At 57.3% G+C, this 25,294-nt stretch carries 18 protein-coding genes; 11 read left to right on the top strand and 7 right to left on the bottom strand.

Annotated elements, in window-relative coordinates; all coding sequences use genetic code 11:
* Positions 1–60: 60 nt before the first annotated feature.
* From PDMSB3_RS03795 to PDMSB3_RS03760, 8 genes are all read left to right on the top strand, one after another.
* A complete protein-coding gene (locus PDMSB3_RS03795; protein ID WP_165184815.1) occupies positions 61–1,278 on the top strand; it encodes an ABC transporter substrate-binding protein in 1,218 nt (405 codons plus the stop codon).
* A 96-nt stretch (positions 1,279–1,374) separates the two neighbouring features.
* Positions 1,375–2,250, top strand: coding sequence for a branched-chain amino acid ABC transporter permease (locus tag PDMSB3_RS03790; protein WP_007176005.1), 876 nt, complete (start codon positions 1,375–1,377; stop codon positions 2,248–2,250).
* Between the two features lie 8 nt (positions 2,251–2,258).
* Positions 2,259–4,199: a branched-chain amino acid ABC transporter ATP-binding protein/permease gene (locus PDMSB3_RS03785; protein ID WP_165184813.1), complete on the top strand. Its 1,941-nt coding sequence runs from the start codon at positions 2,259–2,261 to the stop codon at positions 4,197–4,199.
* Positions 4,200–4,228: 29 nt separating this feature from the next.
* Positions 4,229–4,963, top strand: a complete 735-nt coding sequence (locus PDMSB3_RS03780; protein WP_165184810.1) for an ABC transporter ATP-binding protein — start codon at positions 4,229–4,231, stop codon at positions 4,961–4,963.
* A gap of 1,001 nt (positions 4,964–5,964) precedes the next feature.
* The gene (locus PDMSB3_RS03775) at positions 5,965–6,828 is read left to right on the top strand and encodes a sugar transferase (protein WP_165184807.1); all 864 of its coding nucleotides are present in this window, start codon (positions 5,965–5,967) and stop codon (positions 6,826–6,828) included.
* A gap of 46 nt (positions 6,829–6,874) precedes the next feature.
* The gene (locus PDMSB3_RS03770) at positions 6,875–7,957 is read left to right on the top strand and encodes a glycosyltransferase (RefSeq protein ID WP_165184805.1); all 1,083 of its coding nucleotides are present in this window, start codon (positions 6,875–6,877) and stop codon (positions 7,955–7,957) included.
* Between the two features lie 1,018 nt (positions 7,958–8,975).
* Positions 8,976–10,025, top strand: coding sequence for a glycoside hydrolase 5 family protein (locus tag PDMSB3_RS03765; protein ID WP_165184802.1), 1,050 nt, complete (start codon positions 8,976–8,978; stop codon positions 10,023–10,025).
* A 731-nt stretch (positions 10,026–10,756) separates the two neighbouring features.
* Positions 10,757–11,863, top strand: coding sequence for a glycosyltransferase family 4 protein (locus tag PDMSB3_RS03760; RefSeq protein ID WP_165184800.1), 1,107 nt, complete (start codon positions 10,757–10,759; stop codon positions 11,861–11,863).
* A gap of 15 nt (positions 11,864–11,878) precedes the next feature.
* Here PDMSB3_RS03760 and PDMSB3_RS03755 read toward each other — a convergent pair whose 3' ends face one another.
* Entirely contained in the window at positions 11,879–13,000 is a 1,122-nt protein-coding gene (locus PDMSB3_RS03755; protein ID WP_165184797.1) for a glycosyl hydrolase, read from the bottom strand.
* A 511-nt stretch (positions 13,001–13,511) separates the two neighbouring features.
* On the opposite strand from PDMSB3_RS03755, the gene PDMSB3_RS03750 reads away from it, so the two are divergent.
* The 3 genes from PDMSB3_RS03750 (at position 13,512) to PDMSB3_RS03740 (ending at position 18,698) form a co-directional block, all read left to right on the top strand.
* Positions 13,512–15,887, top strand: a complete 2,376-nt coding sequence (locus PDMSB3_RS03750; RefSeq protein WP_407670560.1) for a polysaccharide biosynthesis tyrosine autokinase — start codon at positions 13,512–13,514, stop codon at positions 15,885–15,887.
* Positions 15,888–16,115: 228 nt separating this feature from the next.
* Entirely contained in the window at positions 16,116–17,219 is a 1,104-nt protein-coding gene (gene rffA / locus PDMSB3_RS03745) for a dTDP-4-amino-4,6-dideoxygalactose transaminase (RefSeq protein WP_407670559.1), read from the top strand.
* A gap of 129 nt (positions 17,220–17,348) precedes the next feature.
* On the top strand, positions 17,349–18,698 hold the full coding sequence (locus tag PDMSB3_RS03740) for a hypothetical protein (protein ID WP_165184791.1): 1,350 nt from the start codon (positions 17,349–17,351) through the stop codon (positions 18,696–18,698).
* On the opposite strand, the gene PDMSB3_RS03735 is transcribed toward PDMSB3_RS03740, so the two are convergent.
* The 6 genes from PDMSB3_RS03735 to rfbA all read right to left on the bottom strand — a co-directional run bounded on the left by PDMSB3_RS03735 (position 18,661) and on the right by rfbA (position 25,287).
* Positions 18,661–19,620, bottom strand: a complete 960-nt coding sequence (locus tag PDMSB3_RS03735) for a glycosyltransferase family 2 protein (protein WP_232064100.1) — start codon at positions 19,618–19,620, stop codon at positions 18,661–18,663. The two genes, PDMSB3_RS03740 and PDMSB3_RS03735, sit on opposite strands and share 38 nt — an antisense overlap.
* A gap of 24 nt (positions 19,621–19,644) precedes the next feature.
* The gene (locus PDMSB3_RS03730) at positions 19,645–20,799 is read right to left on the bottom strand and encodes an NAD-dependent epimerase/dehydratase family protein (RefSeq protein ID WP_165187341.1); all 1,155 of its coding nucleotides are present in this window, start codon (positions 20,797–20,799) and stop codon (positions 19,645–19,647) included.
* Complete coding sequence (locus PDMSB3_RS03725) at positions 20,796–21,446, bottom strand: acyltransferase (RefSeq protein WP_165184789.1); 651 nt, start codon at positions 21,444–21,446, stop codon at positions 20,796–20,798. Before PDMSB3_RS03725 ends, PDMSB3_RS03730 begins: the two co-directional genes overlap by 4 nt.
* The gene (locus PDMSB3_RS03720; RefSeq protein WP_232064099.1) at positions 21,443–22,396 is read right to left on the bottom strand and encodes a glycosyltransferase family 2 protein; all 954 of its coding nucleotides are present in this window, start codon (positions 22,394–22,396) and stop codon (positions 21,443–21,445) included. The genes PDMSB3_RS03725 and PDMSB3_RS03720 overlap by 4 nt, the downstream gene beginning before the upstream one ends.
* Before the next feature lie 59 nt (positions 22,397–22,455).
* Positions 22,456–23,880, bottom strand: coding sequence for a lipopolysaccharide biosynthesis protein (locus PDMSB3_RS03715; protein ID WP_232064098.1), 1,425 nt, complete (start codon positions 23,878–23,880; stop codon positions 22,456–22,458).
* Positions 23,881–24,393: 513 nt separating this feature from the next.
* Entirely contained in the window at positions 24,394–25,287 is an 894-nt protein-coding gene (rfbA, locus tag PDMSB3_RS03710; RefSeq protein ID WP_165184780.1) for a glucose-1-phosphate thymidylyltransferase RfbA, read from the bottom strand.
* Between the last annotated feature and the right edge of the window lie 7 nt (positions 25,288–25,294).

The raw sequence follows: 25,294 nt of genomic DNA, 5'->3' as shown, positions 1-25,294 counted from the left end.
CGGCGCGTACGGGCCTGATTCGAGGCTTCGTGCAAGAAAAGACATGCTACGGAGACAGTCATGGGAATTCGCTTGAAAAGCGTTGTGGGTGCGCTTGCGCTTTGTGCGCTCGCCAATGTCGGCTATGCGGCGGATCCGATCAAGATCGGCGTTGACGGACCTTTCACCGGCGGCTCGTCTTCGATGGGCGTGAGCATGCGCGACGGCGTACGCCTCGCCACCGCCGAAATCAACAAGGCCGGCGGCGTGCTGGGCCGTCAGATCGTGCTAGTGGAACGCGACGACGAAGCGAAAAACGAACGCGGCGTGCAGATCGCGCAAGAGCTGATCAACAAGGAAAAAGTCGTGGCGGTGGTCGGCTACATCAACACCGGCGTCGCACTCGCCTCACAGCGCTTCTTCCAGGAAGCGAAGATTCCCGTCTTCAACAACGTCGCGACCGGTAGCATCGTGACGAAGCAGTTCACCGACCAGCCGGACAATTACGTGTTCCGCAATGCCGCCGCGGACCGCATCCAGGCGCCCATGATCGTCGAAGAAGCCGTGACCAAACGCGGTTTCAAGAAGGTCGCGATCCTCGCCGACTCGACCAACTACGGTCAACTCGGCCGCGAAGACCTCGAAAAGGCGCTTGCCGCCAAAGGCGTGAAGCCTGTCGCCGTCGAGAAATTCAATATCAAGGACGTCGACATGACCGCGCAGCTGCTCAAGGCCAAAGAGGCCGGCGCGGAAGCGGTGCTGACGTACGGAATCGGACCGGAACTCGCTCAAATCGCCAACGGCATGGCCAAGCTCGGCTGGAAAGTGCCGCTGATCGGCAGTTGGACTCTCTCGATGGCGAACTACATCGACAACGCGAGCACCAACGGCGAAGGCGCGCGCATGCCGCAGACGTTCATTCAGGAAGCGAACACGCCCAAGCGTAAAGCCTTCATCGACGCGTATCTGAAGGAGTTCAAGCCGAAGAACAACCGCATCGACTCCCCGGTTTCCGCCGCGCAAGGCTACGACTCGATCTATCTGCTGGCCGCCGCGATCACCCAGGCCGGCTCGACCGACGGCCCGAAAGTGCGCGCCGCGCTCGAAAACCTCAATACGAAAGTGGAAGGCGTCGTGATGGTCTACGACAAGCCGTTCACGCACGACGACCACGAAGCGATCAGCCCCAACGTGCCGGTGGTCGGCGAAGTCAAGGGCGGCCGCGTGGTCTATGCGTACGAAGCGGATCGCAAGGGTGGCAGCCAGCTGCGCACCAAGCAGGCAAGCTCCGCGAATTGAGCGCGAAATAAGCGCAGCAGCATGTTACGGAGCCGCACCCGCCTGAAGGCGGGCGCGGCTTTGCTTCATATCCGGTGAATTCCAGGGCGCCCGACGATGGCCATTCTTCTACAGCTCATCTATAGCGGCATTGCGCTCGGCATGATCTACGCCGTGATCGCATTCGGCTATCAACTCACGTTCGCCACCTCCGGCACGCTGAACTTCGGCCAGGGCGACGCGCTGATGCTCGGCGCGCTGGTCGGCCTCACGCTCGTCACGCTCGGCGTCAATTACTGGCTGATGATTCCGCTCGTCTGCGTGTTCGGTCTGCTGCAAGGCGCCTTCGTCGAACGGATCGGGGTACGGCCCGCGATCAGGATCAAATCCGAATTCGGCTGGATCATGTCGACCATCGCGCTCGGCATTATCTTCAAGAACGTCGCGGAGAACCTTTGGGGCCGCGACGATCTGCGCTTCCCTTCCCCGCTGCCGGAAGCGCCGCTGAAAATATTCGGCGCCAATGTGCTGCCGATGGAATTGCTGGTGGTCGGCGGCGCCCTCGTCATGATGCTGGCAGTCGAGTTCTTCAACCGTAAGACGATTTTCGGCAAAGCCGTGGTGGCTACCGCGAACGACCGCGACGCCGCGGCGCTGATGGGCATCAATACCGGCCTCGTGATCACGTTTTCGTATGCGCTGTCTTCACTGACCGCCGCTTTCGCCGGCGTGCTGATCGCGCCGCTCACGCTCACCGGCGCGACGATGGGCGCCGTGCTCGGGCTCAAGGCTTTTGCGGTGGCGATTATCGGCGGACTGTCGAGCGGTTTGGGGATCGTGGTGGGCGGCGTCATTCTCGGCATCGCGGAGACGACGACCGGCTTCTATCTCTCCACGGGCTACAAAGACGTCCCCGGGCTCGTACTGCTGCTGATCGTGCTCGCATTGAAACCTGCCGGCCTGTTCGGCAAGACCTCGATCAAGAAAGTGTGAGGACCGCCGTGAATCCGAAGAAGCTCATTGCGTCCGCACTGGCGCTGATCGCGCTCGCGGTGTTTCCCGTGCTGTCGGGGAATCCGTACTACATCCACCTGCTCGAGACGATCATGATCTACGCGATCCTGCTCTTCGGCCTCGACATCGTGGTCGGTTATACAGGGCAAGTGTCGCTCGGCCATGCCGGCCTGTTCGGCGTAGGCGCTTATACGGCCGGCGTGTTGTTCTTCAAGCTCGGCATGCCGTTTTTCGTCACCGCGCCGCTGGCTATTCTGGTCACCGCGGGCTTCGGCGCGATTCTCGCGCTGCCGGCGCTGCGCGTGTCCGGTCCCTACCTTGCGATGGTGACGCTCGCGTTCGGCACGATCATCCAGATTCTCATCAACGAGATGGATTTTCTGACCAACGGGCCGATGGGCGTGAAGATTCCGAAGCCTTCGTTCGGCGGCCGGCCGATGAACGAAGTCGAATACTACTGGCTTGTCGCGGCGCTACTGGTCGCCTCGTTGATCGTCGTGCATCGCGTGCTCAAGTCGCATCTGGGCCGTGCATTCGAGGCGCTGCGCGATAGTCCGATCGCGTCGGACTGCATGGGCGTCTCGGTGTATCGCTACAAGGTCTATGCGTTCGTGATCAGCGCGGGGTTTGCCGGGCTGGCCGGCTGCCTCTATTCGTATTCGGAGCAGTACATCTCGCCGAACACTTATAACTTCGAACTGACCATTCTGTTCCTGCTCGCCATCATCATGGGCGGCCGCAAAACCCGCACCGGCGCGCTGCTCGGCTCGGCGATCATCGTGCTGCTGCCCAAACTGCTCGACGACATCGACATGTTCCGCACCGTGGCCTCGGTGCTGGCGGCGGTCGTGGTGATCGGCGCGGGCGTCGCGCTAGCCCGCAAGGTCTCCACGCCGCGCAAGGTCGCGATTCCCGTTATAGGCACGGTGGGCCTTGCCGCGTTTTCCTACCGGATCGATACGCTCGCCGACTGGCGGCTCACCATATTCGGCTTGATGATCCTGCTCGTCGTGTACTACCTGCAGGATGGCGTGGTCGGCTTCGTGCGCAAGATCGTGATGCATGGCAGGGTTCGCACGATTACCGTCGACACCACGAAACCGGCCACGATCGGCGGCGATGCGATTCAGGCGGTGCAAACCGGGGGCACCGAAGACATTCTGGAACTGCGCGGCATCCTCATGCAGTTCAGCGGACTGAAGGCGCTCAACAACGTCGATCTGACCGTGCAGCGGGGCACGATTCACGGACTGATCGGGCCGAACGGCTCCGGCAAGAGCACGATGATGAACGTGCTGACCGGCATCTATGTGCCGACCGCGGGCACGCTCGCCTATCGCGGCACATCGCTCGCGGGAAAGACCTCTTCGCAGATCGCGCTGTCCGGTATTGCGCGCACGTTCCAGAACGTGCAACTGTTCGGCGAAATGACCGCGCTCGAGAATGTGCTGGTCGGCCTACATCACACGTTCAACGCGAATCTCGCGGATGTCGGACTGATGTCGCCGCGCTACCGGCGCGAGGAACGCGCCGCCCGCGAGCGCGCGTTCGGCATGCTGCGGTTTGTCGGCCTGGAAAACGTCGCGGCCGAAGAAGCGCGCAACCTGCCGTACGGCAAGCAGCGATTGCTCGAAATCGCGCGGGCGCTCGCGCTCGATCCGCAAGTGCTGCTCCTCGACGAACCCGCCGCCGGACTCACGGCGCCGGATATCAAGGAACTGGTCGCGATCATTCGCAAGGTGCGCGATCACGGTATTACCGTCGTGCTGATCGAGCATCACATGGACGTGGTGATGAGCGTGTGCGACCGGGTCTCGGTGCTGGACTTCGGGCAGAAGATCGCCGAGGGCAAGCCCGCCGATATTCAGTCCAACGAAAAAGTCATCGAGGCCTATCTCGGCGGCCAGCCTGCCGGCCAGGCGGCGTGAGTTCGCCGGGCGCCCTTACAGGAACAGACATGTTATCGATCAGAAATCTGCATGCGGGCTACGGCAAGGTCAAAGTGCTGCACGGCATTTCGATCGACGTGCCGAAGGCATCCGTCGTCACGCTGATCGGCTCGAACGGCGCAGGCAAAACGACGACCATGCGAGCGATCTCCGGCATGATCCGGCCGAGTGCCGGCGAGATCACGATGGGTGTCGGCGCGGACGCAAAGCGCATCGACGCGCTGGAGTCGCACCGCATCGCGCGGCTCGGACTCGCGCATTCGCCGGAAGGCAGGCGCGTATTCGCGACGATGAGCGTGACGGATAACCTGATGCTGGGCGCCTTCCCTCGCCTGATCTCGGCGCGGCCGCGCGGCGACGTGAAGGCCGATCTGGAGCGCGCAATCGAGATGTTTCCGCGGCTCAAGGAACGGCGCCATCAACTCGCCGGCACGCTCTCCGGCGGCGAGCAGCAGATGCTGGCAATGGCGCGCGCGATCATGATGAACCCGGAGCTGGTCTTGCTCGACGAACCGTCGATGGGACTCGCGCCTATTCTGGTCGAAGAGGTCTTTCGGATCATCGGGAATCTGAAAAGCCAGGGCGTCACCATGTTGCTGGTCGAACAGTTCGCCGCGGCCGCGCTCAATGTGGCCGATTATGGTTATGTGCTGGAGAACGGCAGGATTGCAGCACATGGCCCGGCGGCGGAGTTGCGCAATGATCCTTCGGTGAAGGCTGCGTATCTCGGTGCGAGTCACTGAGGCGCATACGGCCGTCAGACTGGCGCGGTGCCGATACATTTCGCGTTTCGCGTTGTATGGCGTGGACCGGCAGGTCGTATCGGATCGGTCACATTCAACCATTCCTCTCCGCTGCACAAACCAGACGATCGATCTGGTGTATTGCGTGCGAGATCGAACACTCGTTCAGGGGGCTTAGCCAGCACACTCAAGCCTATGGGATTCTCGCTATGGGCTTGGCCTGGCTGCAATCTGGAAAAAAGCGCAATGCGTTGTGATGGCAATTCACTGTCATCCCAGCGACACCGGTATCTGCGCGGCAAGCCGCTTTCATCGTACACATGGACGCGCTGACTGAGGCGTGCCTAACCGCGCTTTGTGTGCTGTACCGAACGGAGTAGCGACATTCGTACAGATACTCTACGTCTACACATGCTCGACCAACGACGGAGCAGGCGCGTATTTATCGCATTGATCGGTGTAGCGGGTCGATGCAGAAACTGCGAACGGCAGCCTGCCAGGTGAACCCGAACTATCTATCGCATCCGGCTTCTGATGTGACAATTGGAACATTGATAACGAATAACATTTTCGTAATTCCAACGGCTTCTGTCGAATGTATTTCGACACTGCGCGGCATGTCTTTCTGAGTCGGCCAGGACATCGGCACTTTACGACTCGTCCGTGAACGGACGCCGAATTGCAAAGCTATACTTTCTATTGAAATATTCAGGATTTATGTTGTGGGGAATGCGACGCTTCGCATGCTGAAGGCGCGCTTCCTCCTCATGCATGAAAAATGCTCTTGAGCTTTTCTTCTTAATTATCAGCAGTAATTTTTATAGCAATTAAATATTGCTATATATCTGCTGTCCTATCTCGGGTTATCCGCCGCAATCGTCTGACGGGCTGCTTTTATCTGACGCGCCATGCGCGCTGAATCAACGGTTGAATTAACCGGTACGACTTGCAATGCCGAAATACTGATGTACTTGTCAACGAACTTCGAACCGGGGGCAACAATGGCTTTAGTCGGCAAGGTATCGGAATCAGTGTCAAAGGAAGTCATTCCTTTCGATACCCGCTACGAAGGTCGTTCGCACGCCGACCATCCTGAATTGGGCGGCCGCGGCTTTTCGGCTTCGCATATGGAGAGCGTCCCGGATTTCAGCCGCAGCGACGAATCCTTTTCTGCGGACGTGCCAGCGGATGCGGCTGCAAGTGCCGTGGCTTGCCATACGTTGTCGGCGGCGAATGACCCCGACATTCCGACGAGGAAAGGCAACTTCACCAAACGCGTTTTCGACATCTTCGGCGCGTCTGCGTTGCTCCTTGTGTTACTGCCTATTTTCCTCGTCGTAGCTTGTGTCGTACTGAGCGACGGAGGGTCGGCCTTCTTTGGCCATCCACGCGTTGGAAGAGGCGGACGATCGTTTCGCTGTTTGAAGTTCCGCTCAATGGTCCCGAAGGCCGACGTGGTTCTCGCCGAACTCCTTGCAACCGACGCGGACGCGCGCGAGGAGTGGAATCGCGATTTCAAACTCAAGAACGATGTGCGTATCACCGCTGTCGGCCGGTTTCTGCGCAAGACGAGCCTTGATGAGCTCCCACAGCTCTGGAATGTCCTCCGCGGTGATATGAGCCTCGTCGGTCCCCGCCCAATCGTCACCAAAGAGTTGGAACGGTATGGCGCGGATGCCCATTACTATCTGTCGGTCAGGCCCGGCCTGACAGGGCTGTGGCAGGTGAGCGGACGCAATAACGTGGACTATGCGACGAGAGTCGCGATGGATGTTTCTTATGTGAAGGAACGTTCAACGCTGCTCGACATCAGTATTCTGCTGCGAACGTTCAAGGTGGTATTCGACGGAAGCGGGGCGTATTGAACGGCATGCAATCGAACTGCAGTGAATCGATCCCCACGGACTACAGATGAAAATCGTTCACGTCGTCGAATCGACAGCGACAGGCACGCTCTCCGTGGTATGCATGATCTCGAATCGTCTGGCGAGTGAGGGTCACGAAGTTTACGTGGTGTTTTCCAAACGCAGCGAAACGCCGGACAATCTTGCCTCCCTCTTTCATCCGGACGTCCACCTCCGGCAATTCCAGATGAAAGGGCGGCCTATGACCAGCATCCTGTTCGGATTGCGTCGTGAGCTCAATAGCCTGCGCCCCGACATCGTTCATCTGCACTCGTCGTTTGCAGGATTTCTGGGACGACTTTCCACCATCCTGTCTTTGAAATCGGCCAGATTCTTTTACAGTCCACATTGCATTTCTTTCATGCGCTCGGACGTCTCCAGGCTGAAGAAGACATGCTTCATCGGACTCGAGGCGCTGGCCTGCCTGAAGAAATCCACGTACGTCGCATGCTCCGAGAGTGAACGTGCAATCGTACGACGCTATTTGCGCACGCAAGTGGTACTGGTCGAAAACGCGCTCGACAAGCAGGTAGCGGCAAACCACCCCAATGCTTCGACTCAGGAGCGCCCCCTTCCGTCAAGATCCGTCGTCACCGTCGGCGGAATCAGGCGGCAGAAGAATCCTGAATTGTTCGCAGAAATAGCACGCCTTTTCAAGCGGCAAGATGTTGAATTCGTGTGGATCGGCGACGGCGACGAAGCCACGAAGAAGGTACTCGAACAGGCGAACGTCAGAGTCACCGGCTGGCTTAGCCGGACGGACGCGATGGAACGAGTTAAAGGCGCCGAAGTTTATCTGTCCACTTCCTCGTGGGAAGGGATGCCGATTTCTATAATCGAAGCAATGGCGCTCGGAACAGCAATCGTCGCGTCGGGTTGCTCGGGGAACATCGACGTTCTTCGTCACGCCCGAACCGGCATGATCTTCAGTAGCGCCGAAGAGGCCGTGTCTACATTGACCCGAATGATGGACGACGACGACTTTCGGAAAGCCATCGCTGAAAACGCGCAAGACGAAGTACGCAGGCGTTTTAGCGAAGACCGCTTCTTCGATGACATAACCGCGCTTTATGAAACGCAGATGACGTAAATAAAATATTGGCGCTTTATATTTTATTTATTTTTTTTATTGCCCCCCTCTCTCTGATCGCGCCGACAGGGCGCGCATCCTCCTCTGCGGCCGCTTCATGGCGGCCCACGCACCGGCAGCTTGCTGATGCGCGAATGGAATCGTCTGAAGTTTCATACTCAGCAAAAACCCCTGGGGAACAGCGGGTTTGATGCGAAATTACGACACCCCAAAAATGGCATTGCTTCGTAACGCTAATCAATAGCGTCACCATAGCCTTATGGCGTACGACGCTCGCACTTTGTCCGAATAGTACTTTCTTATTTCGCCGTCAGACCCTGTTAAAAGTACTAATTACTGATGTAATTTTCAGTTGGGCATTTTTTCTATTCATGTTAGGATTCCCTTTCGGTAGATTTTACAAAAGATTTCTTTTTTGTATGAAGAATCAACGAGTTGACGCGGCCCACCCACTTTTCTCCAGCAAGCACTATTTACTGATGCGAACTTCCATCCAAGAGTTTCCCTTCTCTGCGCGAGGACCATGCAACGGTAGCTTCTGCAAATCCCGAGCCGGCAGAGGGCGTGTAGCGATTGACCGTCGTTACATAAATTGCGCCTTTCATCCCATATGGAAAGCAAACGTTTGCGCGTAGCAAGCGGAGCCACGAGGTACCCGTCCGCACTTCCCCTGCAAAGAGTCAGGTCGGTGCGGCAGCCTTAGCGGTGAAGTGAACGGCGATCCCGTTTTGTCGGCTCGGTGTCCCCGCACCGCCCCTACAGAATGCTGCACGCCGGTAGCGACTTATCTCTTTCCTTCGGGTTTCAACGCGGGATTGATTGGGCACCCACGCGAATTGCACGGTGTTCTGAAAACTCGCCAATTATTTGAAGCCTATATTTTCTGTTATTCGTACTCCTAAAGATCATGCATAACATTGAACTAAGCACTACTAATTCACGAAACAATGAGCCTCATCGGCAGACGCACCTGAAGAGAATCTGGTCATGGCACACGGCACGCCTTCTCGGCGCTGCGATGGCCGGCAGCATTCTCCTCGCGGCCTGCGGCGGTGGCGGTGACTCTCCGCAAGACGCAACGGCAGTGGCAAATAAAGCGAAGCGCAACCCTTCTACGCCTGCAACACCCACACCGGCTACGACAACAGCGCCGATCGGCAAGATTTTTTATGGCGTGAACGGCCACTTCCAGCAAGGCAGCGCCTATGCCGCATCGAGCCCGCAGACGCAGTTGGCGCAGCTTCAAGATCTGGGGATGACGATCTATCGCAGCGACGTTTCCAGCAAGACAGCTGCGACGGCGCTCGCGCAGATTGCCACTACCATGGCTGCCGGAGGCGTTACCGTGTACCCGGTGCTCCTCATCTCCCCGCAAGAGTATGCGAACGAAACGGCGTCTTACAACGCCGGATATGCGCTCGGCCAACAGGTGGCGTCAGCGATGCATGCGCCTTTCTATGAGGTCGGCAACGAGCTTGAAGCAGACACGCTCGCCGGTAACTACGACGGGACGTTTCCGACCGATTACGTCAACAGTAAGTTCATGATTGCGCGTGGCGCAATCCGCGGCATGGTCGACGGCATCAAGTCTGTTGATACGCAAGGCAAAATCGTTATGGGCGCTGGAACCTGGTTGCATTGGGGTTTCGACCAGATGCTCGCGCAGGGTACGCAACCGGATGGAACAGCGGGCCATCCAGTCGTCTCCTGGGACGTGACGGCATGGCACTGGTACAACGACTATGATGACATCCAGAACATTTGCGGCGGGTCGGGCTGCTACAACGTGCTGTCCAAACTCCAGGCATTCGGCAAGCCGATCTGGTTGACCGAATATGGCGTCCGCCCCTGGACTGCCTCGGACTCGCAAGCTGGGGCTTACCTGACCGGCAACACCATGATGGGCGAATACGCGTCGGTGGCGTCCAAGTACAACCTGCAGTCCATCCAGATGTACGAGCTGTACGATGATCCTGCCGGCTCATATGGGTTGCTTCAAATTGATGGCAAAACGAAAAAGGCGCAGTACGCGAGTGTGAAGGCCTTCATCGCTTCACACCCAAAATAAGTACATTCGGATCTGTACGTAGCAGGACATACGCCAGCGCCTCGACGCTGGCGTTCTTTTTGAATGTCACCTCTACTTGAGGCAAAGGGCGCTATTGCAGTCAGCACCTGACGGCATCCGTCGGCTTTCCAAAGGCCTCCAAGGGGTGATCCTCACCTCGAATCCGACCTTGGATCCGTACGGAGTATCAAGTCAGCGACAGCCATTCGTGATCAAGCGTCGCTCATTACAACACGCGCACGAGTCGAACTCCCTTTCCACGATATGAGCGGTACCGAACGGACCCGGGCTATTCGACTCGATAACGTGAAAGCTCGTCCCATCCGCGTCAGACACGCGACACTCTTCGATTAAGAGCAAAAGGGTTTTTCCTGAACCCGCATCACGAAATGTCACGCACAAGATAGCGTGCCGCCGACGTGGTGCGACAGATTGAGACCCTTGGGAACTTGGCATGCGAAATCCGCGCGCATGGCGCTTTAATTCGACCTGGTACCTTGCTCAACGTACGCTAGTCCTGCGCGAAGACTTGCCGTGGTTCCAATGACGTCGCCCGATTCGAAGCCTCAATACGATCGCGCGCAGTGTCCGGACACCACCAGCTCTTTTTCATGGCTTGCATTCGGGCGAAGGCCAGAAGCCGCGCTGATGCCTGGTTTCAACCCCTATTTCTCTGTTTGGCTCTTCATCTGAGCTACCGATAAAGAAAGTCTCGACACCAAGGACGGAATATGTCTTCACGCGCATTGGAAAACGCAATTGACGCACCCACTGGAGCAGAAAGTTTCGTCTACAACGGGAGGTTTACAGGCCAGAAGGCGACCGGCGTACAACGCGTTGCGCGCGAACTGATTGTTGCTATGGCGCAGCTCCCGGAGATCAGCAACATAACTGTCGCCGTCCCGCCCGGCGACAACATATTGCCCGTGGACGGTGCAAAGACAGTGAAGATCGGTTTCGGTAAAGGGCTATTCTGGGAGCAGTTTGTGCTTCCCTTATTTGCCGGACGCCGCCGAATCGTCAATCTCAGTAACTCCGGGTCGATATTCCGCCCTCATCAGGTCATCTTCATGCATGACGCAGCCGTCTTCGACACGCCTGCGCATTTTTCCCGGCGCTTCCGTGCATGGTATCGAATCATGTTCTGGATCCTTGCGCGTACGTCAAGCTGCATAGTGACCAACTCCGACTTTTCCCGCCAACGCCTGGCCCATCATTGCGGCGTGCCGGCCTCGCGAATCGGCGTCGTTCCGCTTGGCGCCGATCATCTCGACGCTACTGACCCCGATGAAAGCGTATTGGGCGAACATCTCCTAACGTCGAATCGCTTCGTGCTTGCGGTCAGCAACCTCAATCCGACGAAAAACTTCGCTCGCATTGTGGAAGCATTTCGTCAAGTCAACGATCCTTCGCTGGACCTCGTCATCGTTGGTATGAAGAACCCGATCTTCGGCAAAATCGAGGATATTTCGAATATCGCCCCCAATATCAAGTACGTCGGTTACGTGAGCGACAGCAAATTGAAGGCACTCTATCAACATGCTCGCTGCTTCGTGTATCCATCAATTTACGAAGGGTTTGGGATCCCGCCGCTCGAAGCAATGAAGAACGGCTGCGCCACCCTGGTAGCAAGCGCGGCCGCATTGCCCGAAGTGTGTGGAGACGCCGCGCTCTATTGCGACCCGTACTCGTCCGACGATATCGCGGTCAAGTTGAAATCCCTGCTTTATTCCGACGAGCTGAGAGCCGATCTACGCCACCGTGGCCATCTTCATGCGGGCAAATACCGCTGGCAAACGAGCGCACAAATTCTCCTGACCGAGCTGCAGAAAATTTGATACTGCGACGCATACTCAGGGCATTGGGTGTGCTTCAATAAAATTCCTCACCTGGTCGAAACGCTGCTTCGGCCTGACACCATCACCGTAGATCAGACCATACTTTTCATCCGGTTGATCGTAGAGTTGATATAGCGTTACATTTTGGATTCCATACTTTTTAGCATTTGCAACGAAACCGGCAAGTCCGTCCTGTCCTACCAGGTAGGCGCCCGGATCGCCACCCGAGTAATCCGGTCGCACACCGAATTCCGTAATCCAGATTGGTTTCCGGTATTGCGTACTTAAATGCGTCAATACGTGTTTCAGAATATCGGGCTGCGGGAGCGACGAAGCCCGATTCGGGCTCATTTCCGAGTACCAGTGCCAGGCGGTGATATCCCACTCCACGACTTTTGAACTGTCCCGTTTCCCATCCGGTTCAGTACCGTCTCTTAACATGTCTGAAAAGCCATAGTGCAGCCAGCTTAGCGAGCCGAGCAATATCCTCGCAGACGGCTGGACTTCCTTGATGCCGCTGATCATGCCTCGAATCGCACCACGTGCCTTCTGATACTTTGCATTGTCGTAATGGGAAGGATAGTCCCCGCTCGCCTCGTTCAGGATCACGTCATTGTCGAATTCGTTGCCCACCTGGTAATACGAAACAAGGCCCTTCAACGCCGTAGCTGCGTCCACTCCGAGTTTGTGACCTTGCGCGTAAGCCGTTGATTCGTTCAAATTCGCCTGCACGTCCGGTGTGATGATCAACGGCAGTATGCCAACGCATCGTGCCGCTGCTAACCGCGCGAGTTGCGCGACCTTTTCTGCCGCGGCTTTGTCACCGACGTCCTGTGCGTAAATCGTCATGCCAAGCTCGCGTAGTTGGGAAATCTGCGCCTCGTAGCTACGCGCCGTATAGATACCGCCCTGTTGGACATGGCCCACGATTCCATAGAAAACACCCGTGCGCCCTTTTGAACACGGAATCTGCGGCGTCGCCATGACCGGAACGTCGAATGGCCTATCAGCGGCAAGTGAGTTTTCCAGAATCGAGCCCGACCATTTGCCTTCCCTCAGATGAACGACAGTGGCAATCGCGAGACTGATTGCTATTCCACAAAAGACAGCGGTTATTGCGATTGACCGTTTCAACATCTGACTGAAGCCTCGCTGTCGTGATCATATTCGTGGGGACCGCATTCACCCAGCCCGCCCGCAAGCCAGTCCGGGCATGGGAAGCGCGCAGATCTTCACAACCGGGGGCGAATGGCACGGACTACGGCGAGGTTAACTACCAAATCCGGCAAATATGACGTGGCATTAAAGCCAATCTTGCCATGCCGCTATTGCAACAAAAAAACTCTACGCGTCCCTACCTACTTTAACGGAACCAGCGTGGCACAACGTGCGCTAAACCACAGACCGAGAAGTAGGAAAGGCGGTATTCATATCACACTTGTCCGAGGCCGCGTCAATGAGCGCGGCTGCGACGAATCAGTGAGTGGCGGACTGGACAACGACATCAAATCCGAGTCCCTGATTCGTCGAACCAATATGAATCCATGTACCAATTTCGGCCTTGGGCGAGTCACAAGGCCGGTGTCCAATGATCGACGCGGCGAAGCTCGTCGCACCATCGAGAAGCTGGTTACCCCGAACCTCGGAGATGGCGCCTTTGAACACCCATATTCTCAATTCTGGATCGTCTCGGGCAGGCAACGACGAGGGTAATTTTTCGTTGCGCGACATGCTCCATCTGCTGCGAGATCATATCTGGACACTCCTCGCATTCGTCGCGGTAGCGACGACCCTCGCGACTTCATACGCCTTCCTTTCCGCACCAACGTACTCTGCCGACGTCGTCGTGCGAGTCGACCCCCCCGCCCCGCCAGATCAGAATGCTCTCGGTATTTCGCGCCAGGATGGCACGGCGCAGCAGCAACCGGGCACGCAAGCGACTGCTGCGGAGATCTCGCTAATGCAAAGCCGTTCCGTCCTTGAGCCGGTGATTCGCCAATTTCAGTTCGATGTCGACGTGCAACCGCATGCCGTCCCTATCCTCGGACGTTTCGCCGAGCAATTCGCCTATCCCGGCCATCCCGCGAAACCGTGGTTCGGACTCAGTTCGTTCGCCTGGGGCGGTGAACGGCTCGAGATCCCGTCGTTCAACGTGCCAGCGTATCTCGAAGAGAAGCCTCTCGAACTGATTGCTCTTGAGAAGGGACAGTACGAGCTTCGCGCACCCAACGGAGACATCCTGCTACGCGGTGAGACCGGAAAGCCAGTGACCATGCCGGATGGGCTGTCAATTACGGTCAAGGAGCTCATCGCCTGGCCTGGCACCCAGTTCACGGTGACCCACCGCAATGCACTCGATGCAATTGATGAACTGCGACGCCAACTCAAGATTGCTGAAGTTACCAAAGACACCGGCATCGTCCAGATCTCGTTTGCGTCGAAAGACAGAGAGTTGACAGCCAATGTCGCCAATGCGGTTGCCCAGCAGTACATCGCCTCTGCGGTTTCCAGTCGTCAGCTTAACGACACGAAAACACTTGAGTTCATACAGGGCGAGCTGCCGAGGCTAAAACGGGACCTCACGAGTGCCGAACAGGCGTTGAGCGACTATCAATCGTCAACCGAGACAATGCGCCCGACGACCGAAGCGCAATCCTATCTGCAGGGGAGCATCGAGCTACAGCAGCGCACGTCCGCCTTGCAACTGCAGCGTACTCAGGCCGCTTCGCTCTTCACGCCAAACAGTCAGCAGGTCAAAACGATTGATGCGCAGCTCGCCCAACTGGCTGATGCAAAACGCGCCTTCGACTCCCGCTTCGTCAGCATGCCGACTTCAGAGCGGCGCAACGCCGAACTCACCCGCGATGCGAAGGTGGCGGAAACTATCTATCTGGGTATGGTCAGCAAGGCCGAGGAACTTTCCGTACGCCGTGCAAGCGCGACCGGTGGCGCGCACATTGTCGATGATGCGATGAAGCCTTATCGGCCGATCAAGCCGAACCGGCCGTTGGTGATCTTCGCGGGCGGTGGGCTAGGCTTTTTCATCGGCGCGTTCTTCATTGTGTTGAGGCGCTATGCAACGACCGGCGTCACCGACCCGCTCTTCGTCGAGCGCCGGCTGGATGTGCCGGTCCTCGGCGAAGTACTGTTCAGCCGGCAACAGGCTCAACTGGAAAATGAAACAGCGGTGCAGACCTCGCAGGAATCGGTATCCGGGCGCAACGACGACGTACCTGGCTTGCCCGATCCGCATTCACTGGCGCCGGACTCGCTCGACGCACAGTCGTCGAGTGCCGCGTTCACCCGAGGGCTAGCGCGCGACACGGCCGCGCGGATTCTCGCCAGCCGGCTGCCGCATGAGCCGTCAGTCGAGGCGCTGCGTGAAGTACGCACGCAGGTGTGTCGCGATCGCCTGAACAAAAAGAACAACATTGTGATGTTGACTGGTCCGAGTCCATCCACAGGCAAGAGTTTTGTGGCGGCCAATCTCTCCATACTGCTTACCGAAGTCGGCTTGCGCATTCTGCTCATCGATGCCGACATGCGTCGAGGCAATCTCGCCTCCTTTTTCAAGCAATCCAATCGCGGCGGCCTGTCCGAGGTTCTTCAGGGCAAGCTCCGCAGCGCAGACGCCGTTCGGTCCGTTGGCGTTCGCGGTCTCTCCTTTATTTCGTGCGGCGCCTACCCCGCCAACCCGTCAGAACTGTTGATGATGCACGACTTCAAACAGGTCGTTGATCAGTTAAGCCAGCAGTTCGATCTCGTTTTGGTCGACACTCCGCCATTCCTGGTCGTGACTGACGCGGCGATCATGACACCGCACGCCGGCGCGACTGTCCTTGTGCTTCGCTCCGGCATGCAAAGCGAAGACGAGATTTCAGAGACGGTCAAAAAACTGCGGCGCGCGGGGGGACGGCTTCTGGGATCGGTCTTCAATGCGATCCCCAAGCGGGCCAGCAACTGGAGGAGCTACGAGCAGGCCGCGCAGTACACGCGCACGCTCAGCGAGACGGACCAGGTGTGACGCTAACGGGATATACAGCAGGCGCGCTCGTGCACCTTGCTTCTTGAAACACCTGGCGAGTTTGCCGGAAAGCGGTGTCTCGAAGACTGGCAGCTTTGAGACTCAACTATGTGTGGCAGCGAGAACCGTTGATTCTCGATCATGTGGGGTAAACTATTCATGAGTCGATCTACGCCGCAAATTGGAATCGAGGTAAACGAGAACCGCATTCCCTTCAATACACCCGCCATGACGGGCAACGAATTGAAGTACATTGCGGAAACTCACTTCAATAAAAAGCTTGCCGGCGACGGCTCCTTCACGGGACGTTGCAACAAATGGCTGCAGGAAAGAAGCGGTGCCGGCAAAGCACTACTGACTCACTCCTGCACCGCCGCACTCGAAATGGCGGTTTTGTTGCTGGACATCCGGCCCGGTGACGAGATCATCATGCCCTCATACACGTTCGTCTCGACGGCGAACGCGTTCGTGCTGCGCGGTGGCGTGCCTGTTTTCGTGGATGTCCGTAAGGACACCATGAATCTCGATGAGCGATTGATCGAATCGGCGATCACGTCGCGAACCCGCGCGATTGTCCCGGTGCATTACGCCGGGGTGGCATGCGAAATGGACACGATCGTATCAATCGCCCAACGTCACGGACTCAAAGTCGTCGAAGATGCGGCGCAGGGCGTCATGGCCACCTACAAAGGCCGCGGCCTGGGTTCCATTGGCGACCTCGGAGCCTACAGTTTTCACGAAACAAAAAATATCATTTCGGGCGAGGGTGGCGCCCTGCTGGTCAACGATCCCACCCTCACAAGGCGTGCGGAAATAATCCGCGAGAAAGGTACAGATCGCAGCCGCTTTCTCCGCGGAGAAGTCGACAAATACACCTGGCAGGAAGTCGGCTCTTCATTCCTACCGAGTGAATTGACCGCCGCCTATCTTTGGGCACAGTTGGAAGGTGCCGAAAAAATCACCGCCGCCCGCGTCGCGAACTGGGAGCGATATCATGTGCTTCTCGAACCGCTTGAGCGCAAAGGCGCGCTGCGTCGCCCCGTCATACCGGCGGAATGCCAGCACAACGGCCACATGTACTATGTGTTAGTAGAAGATGAGGACCTACGGCAGCGCATACTCGACGAGTACAGAAAACAGGAAATCGGCTCCGTATTTCACTATGTTCCCCTTCACTCATCTCCTGGCGGGCAACGGTATGGGAAAGTTTCCGGCTCGTTGGAGGTCACCGTCAACCAGTCAAAGCGGCTGATCCGTCTTCCTCTCTGGGCCGGCCTGACCGAAACGCAACAAATACGCGTGGTCGATGTTTTTAGTGCGCTTCTGGAATAGGGCGGCGGACCCGCTAGCGGTCCGCAAAGTTCATCCGCGCGCAGACGAAAGGCCTTCGCCAGCGCCCGGGTGTCCCGGATGTGATCCGTTTCCGCGTGCTGATCCGGTGCAAGCTTCCTTTGGAATCCCATGAAACAGAGCATCTCCTCGCACGCCGATCTGTACTATTTCGTCTGGGTATTCGCCATGCCCGTGACGTCTGTATTGCTCATGCCATCCGTCCAAGGGACGACGCTCGGCTACGTCATGTGCTTTCTTTCACTTCCAATCGCATTAGCGTGCGCCGGTGCTTCGCGCACCCGCTATATCAACTTCCTGATTGTCGCGGCATCAGTGTGGACATTTTTCTTCCTCGCGTCCCAACTCGCAGACACCGCGGCTCCGTACGAGCCTGACCTTACAAAAGTCCTGCTCATCGACGACAGCGATGTGCTGACCTTCATCCTTAGAAAGAGCTTGTTCACACAGTCGATCTATCTCTTCGCTGTCGTGCTCTATGCCTCATACGTCTATATTTTTTACAAACCTTCGTGGCGGCAGTGGCTGCTTGCCTCAGCGGCGATTTTCGCCGTGTACGGCATCTATGAAGTGATCTACTTCATCGTGACCGGTCATCCGGGTGACTTTATTTCCAACCGGTCTTTCGGTGCTGAATTCCGAAATGGTGACGGTAGCGCAGAGGAAGGCTCTTTGAACGGGAGCTCCTTCCAATGGCTCGACATCCACGGTTTCCATATGCAACGGCTGAAGAGCCTGACCGGCGAACCGTCGATGTATGCCTTGTCGATGTTCCCGTTCTGGGTTTATTTCAACGCGACGTCAAAGCGGCGACTACCAGTCTGGATCATCGGCGCCTCGCTGATCATGAGTACTTCGTCGACGGCCTTTATTGGCTACGTCGTCTATCTACTCATTCGCATCAGAAAGATTGGCTTCCATCCACTCAAGGCTATGGCCGGCGCACTAATCCTCTTTGTGGTGGCATACCTGGCGAGGGATTACATAGCCGATCTATTTCAACAGATGATTCTCGACAAGATGGACGGGCACAACGTATCCGGCGTCGAGAGATCGGGTTTCTTCCGTGCTTCCATGGATATGTGGGCAGCCGGATCGCTTGGAAACCAGTTATTTGGAATCGGCTTCGGCTACATACGATCGACGGATCTCTTTTCCACTCTCCTTGTCAATACAGGGATCGCAGGGCTCGTGCTCGTGAGCCTGCTGATTCTGTATCCGGCTTTCAAACTCGATTGGTCAGCAGAGGGAATGGCGCTGCGTCAGTGCTGCGTATCGACATGGGTAATGATGATGATCTCCGTCCCGGAGTTCTCCTATCTCGCACCGTGGACTTTCGTCGCCATCGCTTATGCGCGGTTACGTGCCCAGAAAATGACTGCACGCCAGAGTAGCGTTGCGCTACCCGGCAGCTCGTCTCCGGTCAATGATCGGCGACTGACAGTGAGAAGCCGGCTCTAAGCCCTTTAAACACACTCGACCTGGCCGCCGGCGAAAACTTCACGCATTTGACCGTCAACGTGACGATGGCATAAGCAATCGCAATGGCGCGATGCACGGGAGCCAGATGCTTGCGGCTGAAATAGACGCGGTTGCGCGCCGTATAGAACAGGCTGAAGGGACTTTCGTTGCCACCGGTTGACACCGCCACCTTGTGACCGACGCTTGATGTCGGCACGTAAAGCAGACCGATATTCGCGCTTTTCATTCGCCAGACGAAGTCGCTGTCGTCGTAATAGACGAAGTACTTTTCATCCATCATGCCGACCGTCTGGAAAATGCTTTTATGCAGCAGCATAAAGCAGGTTGGTGCGTATTCGGTAAACATCTCTTCGTCGAACTGCCCGCGATCTTCCTTCCTGTCGCCTACGTGCGGCGTGGTTGCAGTGAGCGGCGAGAATCGCCCCCCCGCACACCATATCCGGTTCGTGCCGTGATAGGTGATCTTGGGCACGGCGGCCAACGCTCCCGCTTCCTCGGTGTGCCGCACCAGTCCCGCGATCACGTCGGGATCCGGAAAATCGGTGTCGTTATTGGCCAGCAAAACGTAATCGCAGCCGTCTGCGAGCGCCATCTCTATACCCTGATTGTTGCCGCGGGCAACGCCGACATTGTCGTTGTTGAACACAATATCGGCATGGATATCATGGAGCGCTGCGAGCTCGCGCGATATCGTGCTTCCCGTATCCTTCTCGCTGTTGTCGATCACATACAGCTTGAAATTCGCATCGCGCTGGGCGGCGAGGCTCCTGAAAAAATCGGGGAGTACGGAATCGGAGCGATACAGCACGGTGACAATCCCGATCAGCGGCGAACCATATCTCGTTGACATATCGCATCCTTCAAATGAATTGCGCAGGCAGCCGTGCGGCGCCTCCGTCATTGCGTGTGTGCATTGTGCGTGTTGTCAGGCCGCGCGTTCACAACCCTTGTACAGGCCCTTTTCCCGCATCTCGGCAATACTTTTCTCGTAGGTGTCGGCCATCACCTGCTGCTGGTCGACCCATTGGGCAAATCGTGCGATACCTTCGCCAAACGAGATCTTGGGCTCGAATCCGAGCATGTCCCTCGCCCTGGTCAAATCGGCATAGACGTGGCGAACATCTCCCAGACGGAATGCGCCTGTTACGGTTATGCTGACATCGCTCGCATACACCTCGCAAAGCGTCCTCGCGACGTCCATGACAGAAGTCCGTACGCCCGAGCCAATGCCGAAAACGTTGTCCGCCGCATTGGCGTTCGTGAGCGCCGCATAGGTCGCATCGACCACGTCGTCGATATAAACGAAGTCGCGGCTTTCCAGTCCGTCCTCGAAAATATTGATCGGATTGCCATTTTTAATGCGCGTCGAAAAGATCGAGAGAATGCCCGTGTAAGGGTTGGATAAGGATTGCCCCGGGCCATAGACATTCTGATAACGCAATGCCGACGCGGCGATGCCGATAGAGCGGCAGGTCGTCATCACCATCTGTTCCTGAGTCTGCTTCGTGATGCCATAGAGCGACGTCGGATGGATTTTAGATTCCTCGTCGGTAGGCACGCATTCCATCGGCTCTCCGCTTATCGGGCAGAGGTGCTCGAACTGGCCGTCGAGCATATCTTTTTCGCGCCGTGGACCGGGATACAGAATGCCGGCGGCCGGAGAACGATACTTGCCCTCACCGTATATCGCGCGCGAAGAAGCAACGACCACATTGCGCACGGTATTGCGGCTATTCTTGACCAGTATGTCCAGAATCAGCGCTGTGCCATGCACGTTCACGTCCACATAGCGGTCGACTTCGTACATCGATTGGCCCGTACCCGTTTCGGCCGCGAGATGGACGATCGCGTCCTGTCCCTGCATGACGCGTTCGAGGGCAGCCCGATCGGTCACCGACCCCTTCACGAAATGCACGCTCTGCGGCAGCGACGCGAAGATTGCCGACGTCACACTGGGATTCTCTCCGTGGATCTGTGGGGAGAGATTATCGAGCACCGTCACTTCCGCGTTGTTTGCGCATAGTTTGCGCGCCAGACTCGAGCCGATAAAGCCGGCGCCGCCCGTAATGAGGACTTTCATTGCTTCTCCCTTTCCCAACATCTGGTTTCGAAGTTGTAGCGCTTCATGATCTGCGCCGGATTTCCTGCGACCACGCAATAGTCGGGAACGTCGCGGGTCACCACTGCATGCGCGCCCACCACGGCGTGACGGCCGATCTTCACGTTGGGCAGAATGACGGCGCTAAATCCGATGAATGCGCCCTGCCCGATCACCACGTAATTACCTCGTGTGCGAATACGTTCACCAATACGTGTCGTGTCGTTGACGTCCTCGTACGGATGCTCGACGTCGACAATGGCAACGTTCCCGGTGATCGTCGCGCCTTCGCCGATTTCGATCGAAGAGCCGCATACGATGTGAACGTTCTGCTCGATATTGACCCGATTCCCGATCGTGAGCCGCGGCGGCACAGCCGGATTCGTCACGACAAGTTCGATGCGCGCGCCAGGCCGGATCAGTACCCGCTCGCCAATCGACGCGTAATGCACGTTGGCGAGCAGCATGGGACGAAAGATCGTCGTTTTCCTGCCGACCGACTCGAATACGTGCGCATACCACACGCGCGTCTTGAGTCGGTTCCAGGCTAAAGCCGCCCGGTTGCACAAATCGAGGAGCCGCACTTTCCTGGTGGCGTCCCGCTCGTTCCCCTGCACAGTCGTACTCATGCGCTGATCCGCTGCCGCCCGGCCATCTGCTTGAGCCACGGATAGATGGTGCGCAACATTCTTGGCCAGCGACGCATGGAATACAAAACCAGTTGTTTCATACCGATTCTGGCAGCCCGCCAGCTCGACTCGATGCAGTCCTCGAAGTTATCCTCGCGGCCATGCTCCAAGTAGAAGATGGCCGAAGTCAGATAGAACCTTGCGCGCCCCCGGTTGACTGCGTCGCTCGCTATGCCAAGGTCGGCCGCGATCCGGCAGGTCTCGATCATGTCGTTCATGTTTTCCCTATGACGCTCCGGATTGTTGATTCGCATCGAGGTCATACCGGTCCGGTTGACGCGGTAAAGGCCCCACTCTTCGTCCAGGTAGCAGCCTTGCGAACCGACCAGCACCTGCACGAGATGCGCCACGTCACAGACTGATTTCAGACCTACGTCGACGGGACTGCGATGCCGCAGTTGAGCCCGATACATTTCCGAGCTATGAAAGAAATACGGTCCGTTCTTGATTAGGTATTCAGCGTCGAATGTTGCGGGTTTTTTTTGGGGCAATGGGTATGACACCGGCCCCAACGTATCCTGATCCACCGTGCGCATCTTATGGACAACGAGACCGTATGCGGGGTGCTCTCTCAGGAAGTCGAGCTGGCGCTGAAGCTTGCCGGGAAGCATGAGGTCGTCGCCGTCGATGTTCGCGATGTATTCGCCCTTTGCCAGCGAGACGGTATGGGCGAAATTCGCTGCGAAGCCCACGTTCGTATCGTGAGAAACGACCTTGATCACATCCGGATAACGCGATCGAAACGACTCGATAACGTCCAGGGAATTGTCCGGCGAATTATCATCGCCTACGATCACCTCGAACGGTGCATCGAGTGTCTGGTCAAGTATGCTCTGCAGGCACGGACCGACATACTCGCCTTGCCGGTAGCAAAGCACGATGACCGACAATACGGGCGCTCCTCGCTCGGAGACTGGAGGTTGAAGGTTAGTATGCATACCGCTGTCTCTCAGTTTATGACCAGCCGCCCGGCCAGGCGGCGAGCCTTTCGTTGGATGATCGGCGAGACCGCAACGGTCAATGTAGCCATGGCGAGCCACGCTCCTGACAGCACGAAGAACAGACCAATGCGCGGAGTGGCTGTCAGATCCGCGCGACTCAACAATAGTCCGACCGGAGCAAGCGCAGCGATGCGAGCAGCGAGGCCGCGATACCAGCTTGCATTGATACCAGCAATAAACTTGCGATGTACGATCGCAACCCAACCGAACAGAAGAAGAAAGTTCATTCCCAACCACGCGTATGCAGCGCCGACGGCACCGAAATGAATGCCGCCGAATAGCACAGCGGGAGCGTAGAGAATCAGAAAGCCGATATTGCCTTTCAGATGCAATGACAGATTCCCTTTTGCGTACTGCACTATAAACGCCAGCGAAGCGATCGCCGAAAATGCGTTTCCTGCCGCATAGCATTGCATCGTTCGCAATGCGTCGGGAGTTACCGGGGCACTTGCCGACCAGAATCGAAGCACGGCCTCGGGCGCACAGAAGAAGACTGCGGCGACCGGCAGTACCGCTAGCGACGTCAGTTCAGTGGCGAGTGCATACATCTCGCGAATTCGTTCTCCGCCACCGAAGCTTTCGGTTGTTAGCCGAGGAATGAATGCCTGTTGAATCGGGTTCGCCAGCAGCAGGATGCCGCTCGCCAATAGCGTCGCAAGGCTGAACACTGCGAAATCCGCCAGTGGCAGAATTTTCGACAGAACGATCTTGTCGATCTGTGTGGTGCAGGCCCAGATCACCGTCGCCAATGCAATCGAAAGCGACAGCTTTGCGCGCGACGACAGCACCTTCCATGAAAAGCGCATCGACACAAATGGTATATCGACCGTACGGCCGAGCAGTGTGCGCATCGCAGCGGCTTCGGCGACAATCGCCAGAAGCTGCCAGACAAAGAAGAACTCGACGCGCGGCCAGATCATGATGATTGGCACAACGAGCACGGTGCGTATCACGGCGAAGGTGATGACAATTCCGTTTAACGCTACCTGTCGATCGATGCCGACCACGCCCCCGCGGTATAGCGCACCGAGCCAGCGCGCGATCGCAGTCAGCATCATCAGCACGAATGCCGTGCGAATCTCGGCCGGAGGCAGTGTGGACGCATTCAGCCATCGCTCGGCGAAATAAGGCGCCACGAAGATCGACAGGACGAACAGAATGGCGCTTGTGCCTAGAATCAGCTTCTCCAGCGATTCCAGCAGCAGTCCGACTTCAGCTTTCGAGCCAGTGCCTGCCCGCAGGCTGCCGAGTTCGCGGCACAACGTTGGCGAGAGCCCGAAGTCGAGAACGAGCACCCATGCGAGAACCACCGCGTTGATGGCAATCAGACCATACGCTTCGACCCCGAGATGATGCACATAGATCGGGACCATGACGATGCCAAGCGACGCGGTCACCATCTGGCCAACGAAATTTGCGAGCAGGGTTCGTCTCAACATCGCGTTCTGCCAGTAAATTTGGGAAGGACTGAAGGTAACGCCGGAGTCGCCGCGAATGCTGAATTGACATCTTTGATGTCATTCGTCGCGAACGTATCTTAAAGGCGAGCATTTGATCTGCCAACCGACCGAAAGATGCCGCTTCCATTCCGGCCGGCCGATTCCGGAATGACAACTCATGCTGAGCGGATGCGTATTGACGATAAGGGAAAGTCACTACTTGTGAAGCACGATGTATTGCCCGGTACTTGATGCGGTCTGCAGGCAGACCCGTAAAGGAACGTTTCTGTACAGACATCCAGCAACGCGCGCGCCACTGCGGTCTACGCCTTGAAGCGTACCTGTCCGGTATCAAACTAAATGTGCGGCGGCGCACGTTCGGCGGGTTGCGTATCAGCTATTGCCGGGAAATTTGAAGCGGCCTCGCTTCGTTCAACCACTATGTGTCTAGCGGTTGGGCCATGCCACCTGATCCTTCGGAAGATTAAGCAGATATTGGCCATAGGCGTTCTTCGCGAGTGGTTGGGCAAGCGCCTGCAGTTGCTCGCCGTCGATCCAATGTTGCCGGTATGCAATTTCTTCCGGACATGCGACTACGAGCGCCTGGCGCTTCTGCAACGTGGCGATGAACGTGGCCGCCTCGATCAGCGAATCATGCGTGCCGGTGTCGAGCCACGCATAACCGCGTCCCATGATCTCGACAGTGAGCGCCGCATTGGCGAGATAGCGCGAGTTGACGTCGGTGATTTCAAGCTCGCCACGCGGCGACGGTTTGATGTCCGCAGCGATATCGCACACCTGGTTGTCGTAGAAGTACAGACCCGTGACCGCGTAGTTCGAACGCGGCTTCACAGGCTTCTCCTCGATCGACAGCGCGCGGAACTGCCGGTCGAATTCGACCACGCCATACCGTTCCGGGTCCTGCACGTGGTACGCAAAGACAGTCGCGCCTTCCGTTTTCCCGTTGGCGTTTTCCAGCTGCTTCGCCAGATCGTGACCGTAGAAGATGTTGTCGCCCAGAATCAGCGCCGACGGATCGTTGCCCACAAAGTCGCGACCGATAATAAACGCCTGCGCAAGACCATCCGGCGAAGGCTGGACCGCATACCGGATATTCATCCCCCACTGGCTGCCGTCGCCGAGCATCGCCTCGAAGCGCGGCGTGTCCTGCGGCGTCGAAATGATCAGCACGTCGCGAATGCCCGCCACCATCAGCGTGGACAGCGGGTAGTAGATCATCGGCTTGTCGTACACCGGCAGCAGCTGCTTCGAGACGACGTGCGTGATCGGATACAGGCGCGTGCCCGAACCGCCCGCGAGAATAATGCCTTTACGCGCCATTGCCGTG

The organism is Paraburkholderia dioscoreae (assembly GCF_902459535.1).
Taxonomy (GTDB): Bacteria; Pseudomonadota; Gammaproteobacteria; order Burkholderiales; family Burkholderiaceae; genus Paraburkholderia; species Paraburkholderia dioscoreae.
Note: the sequence above shows the minus strand (reverse complement) of the source record. Positions and strands in the feature narration are given on the sequence as shown.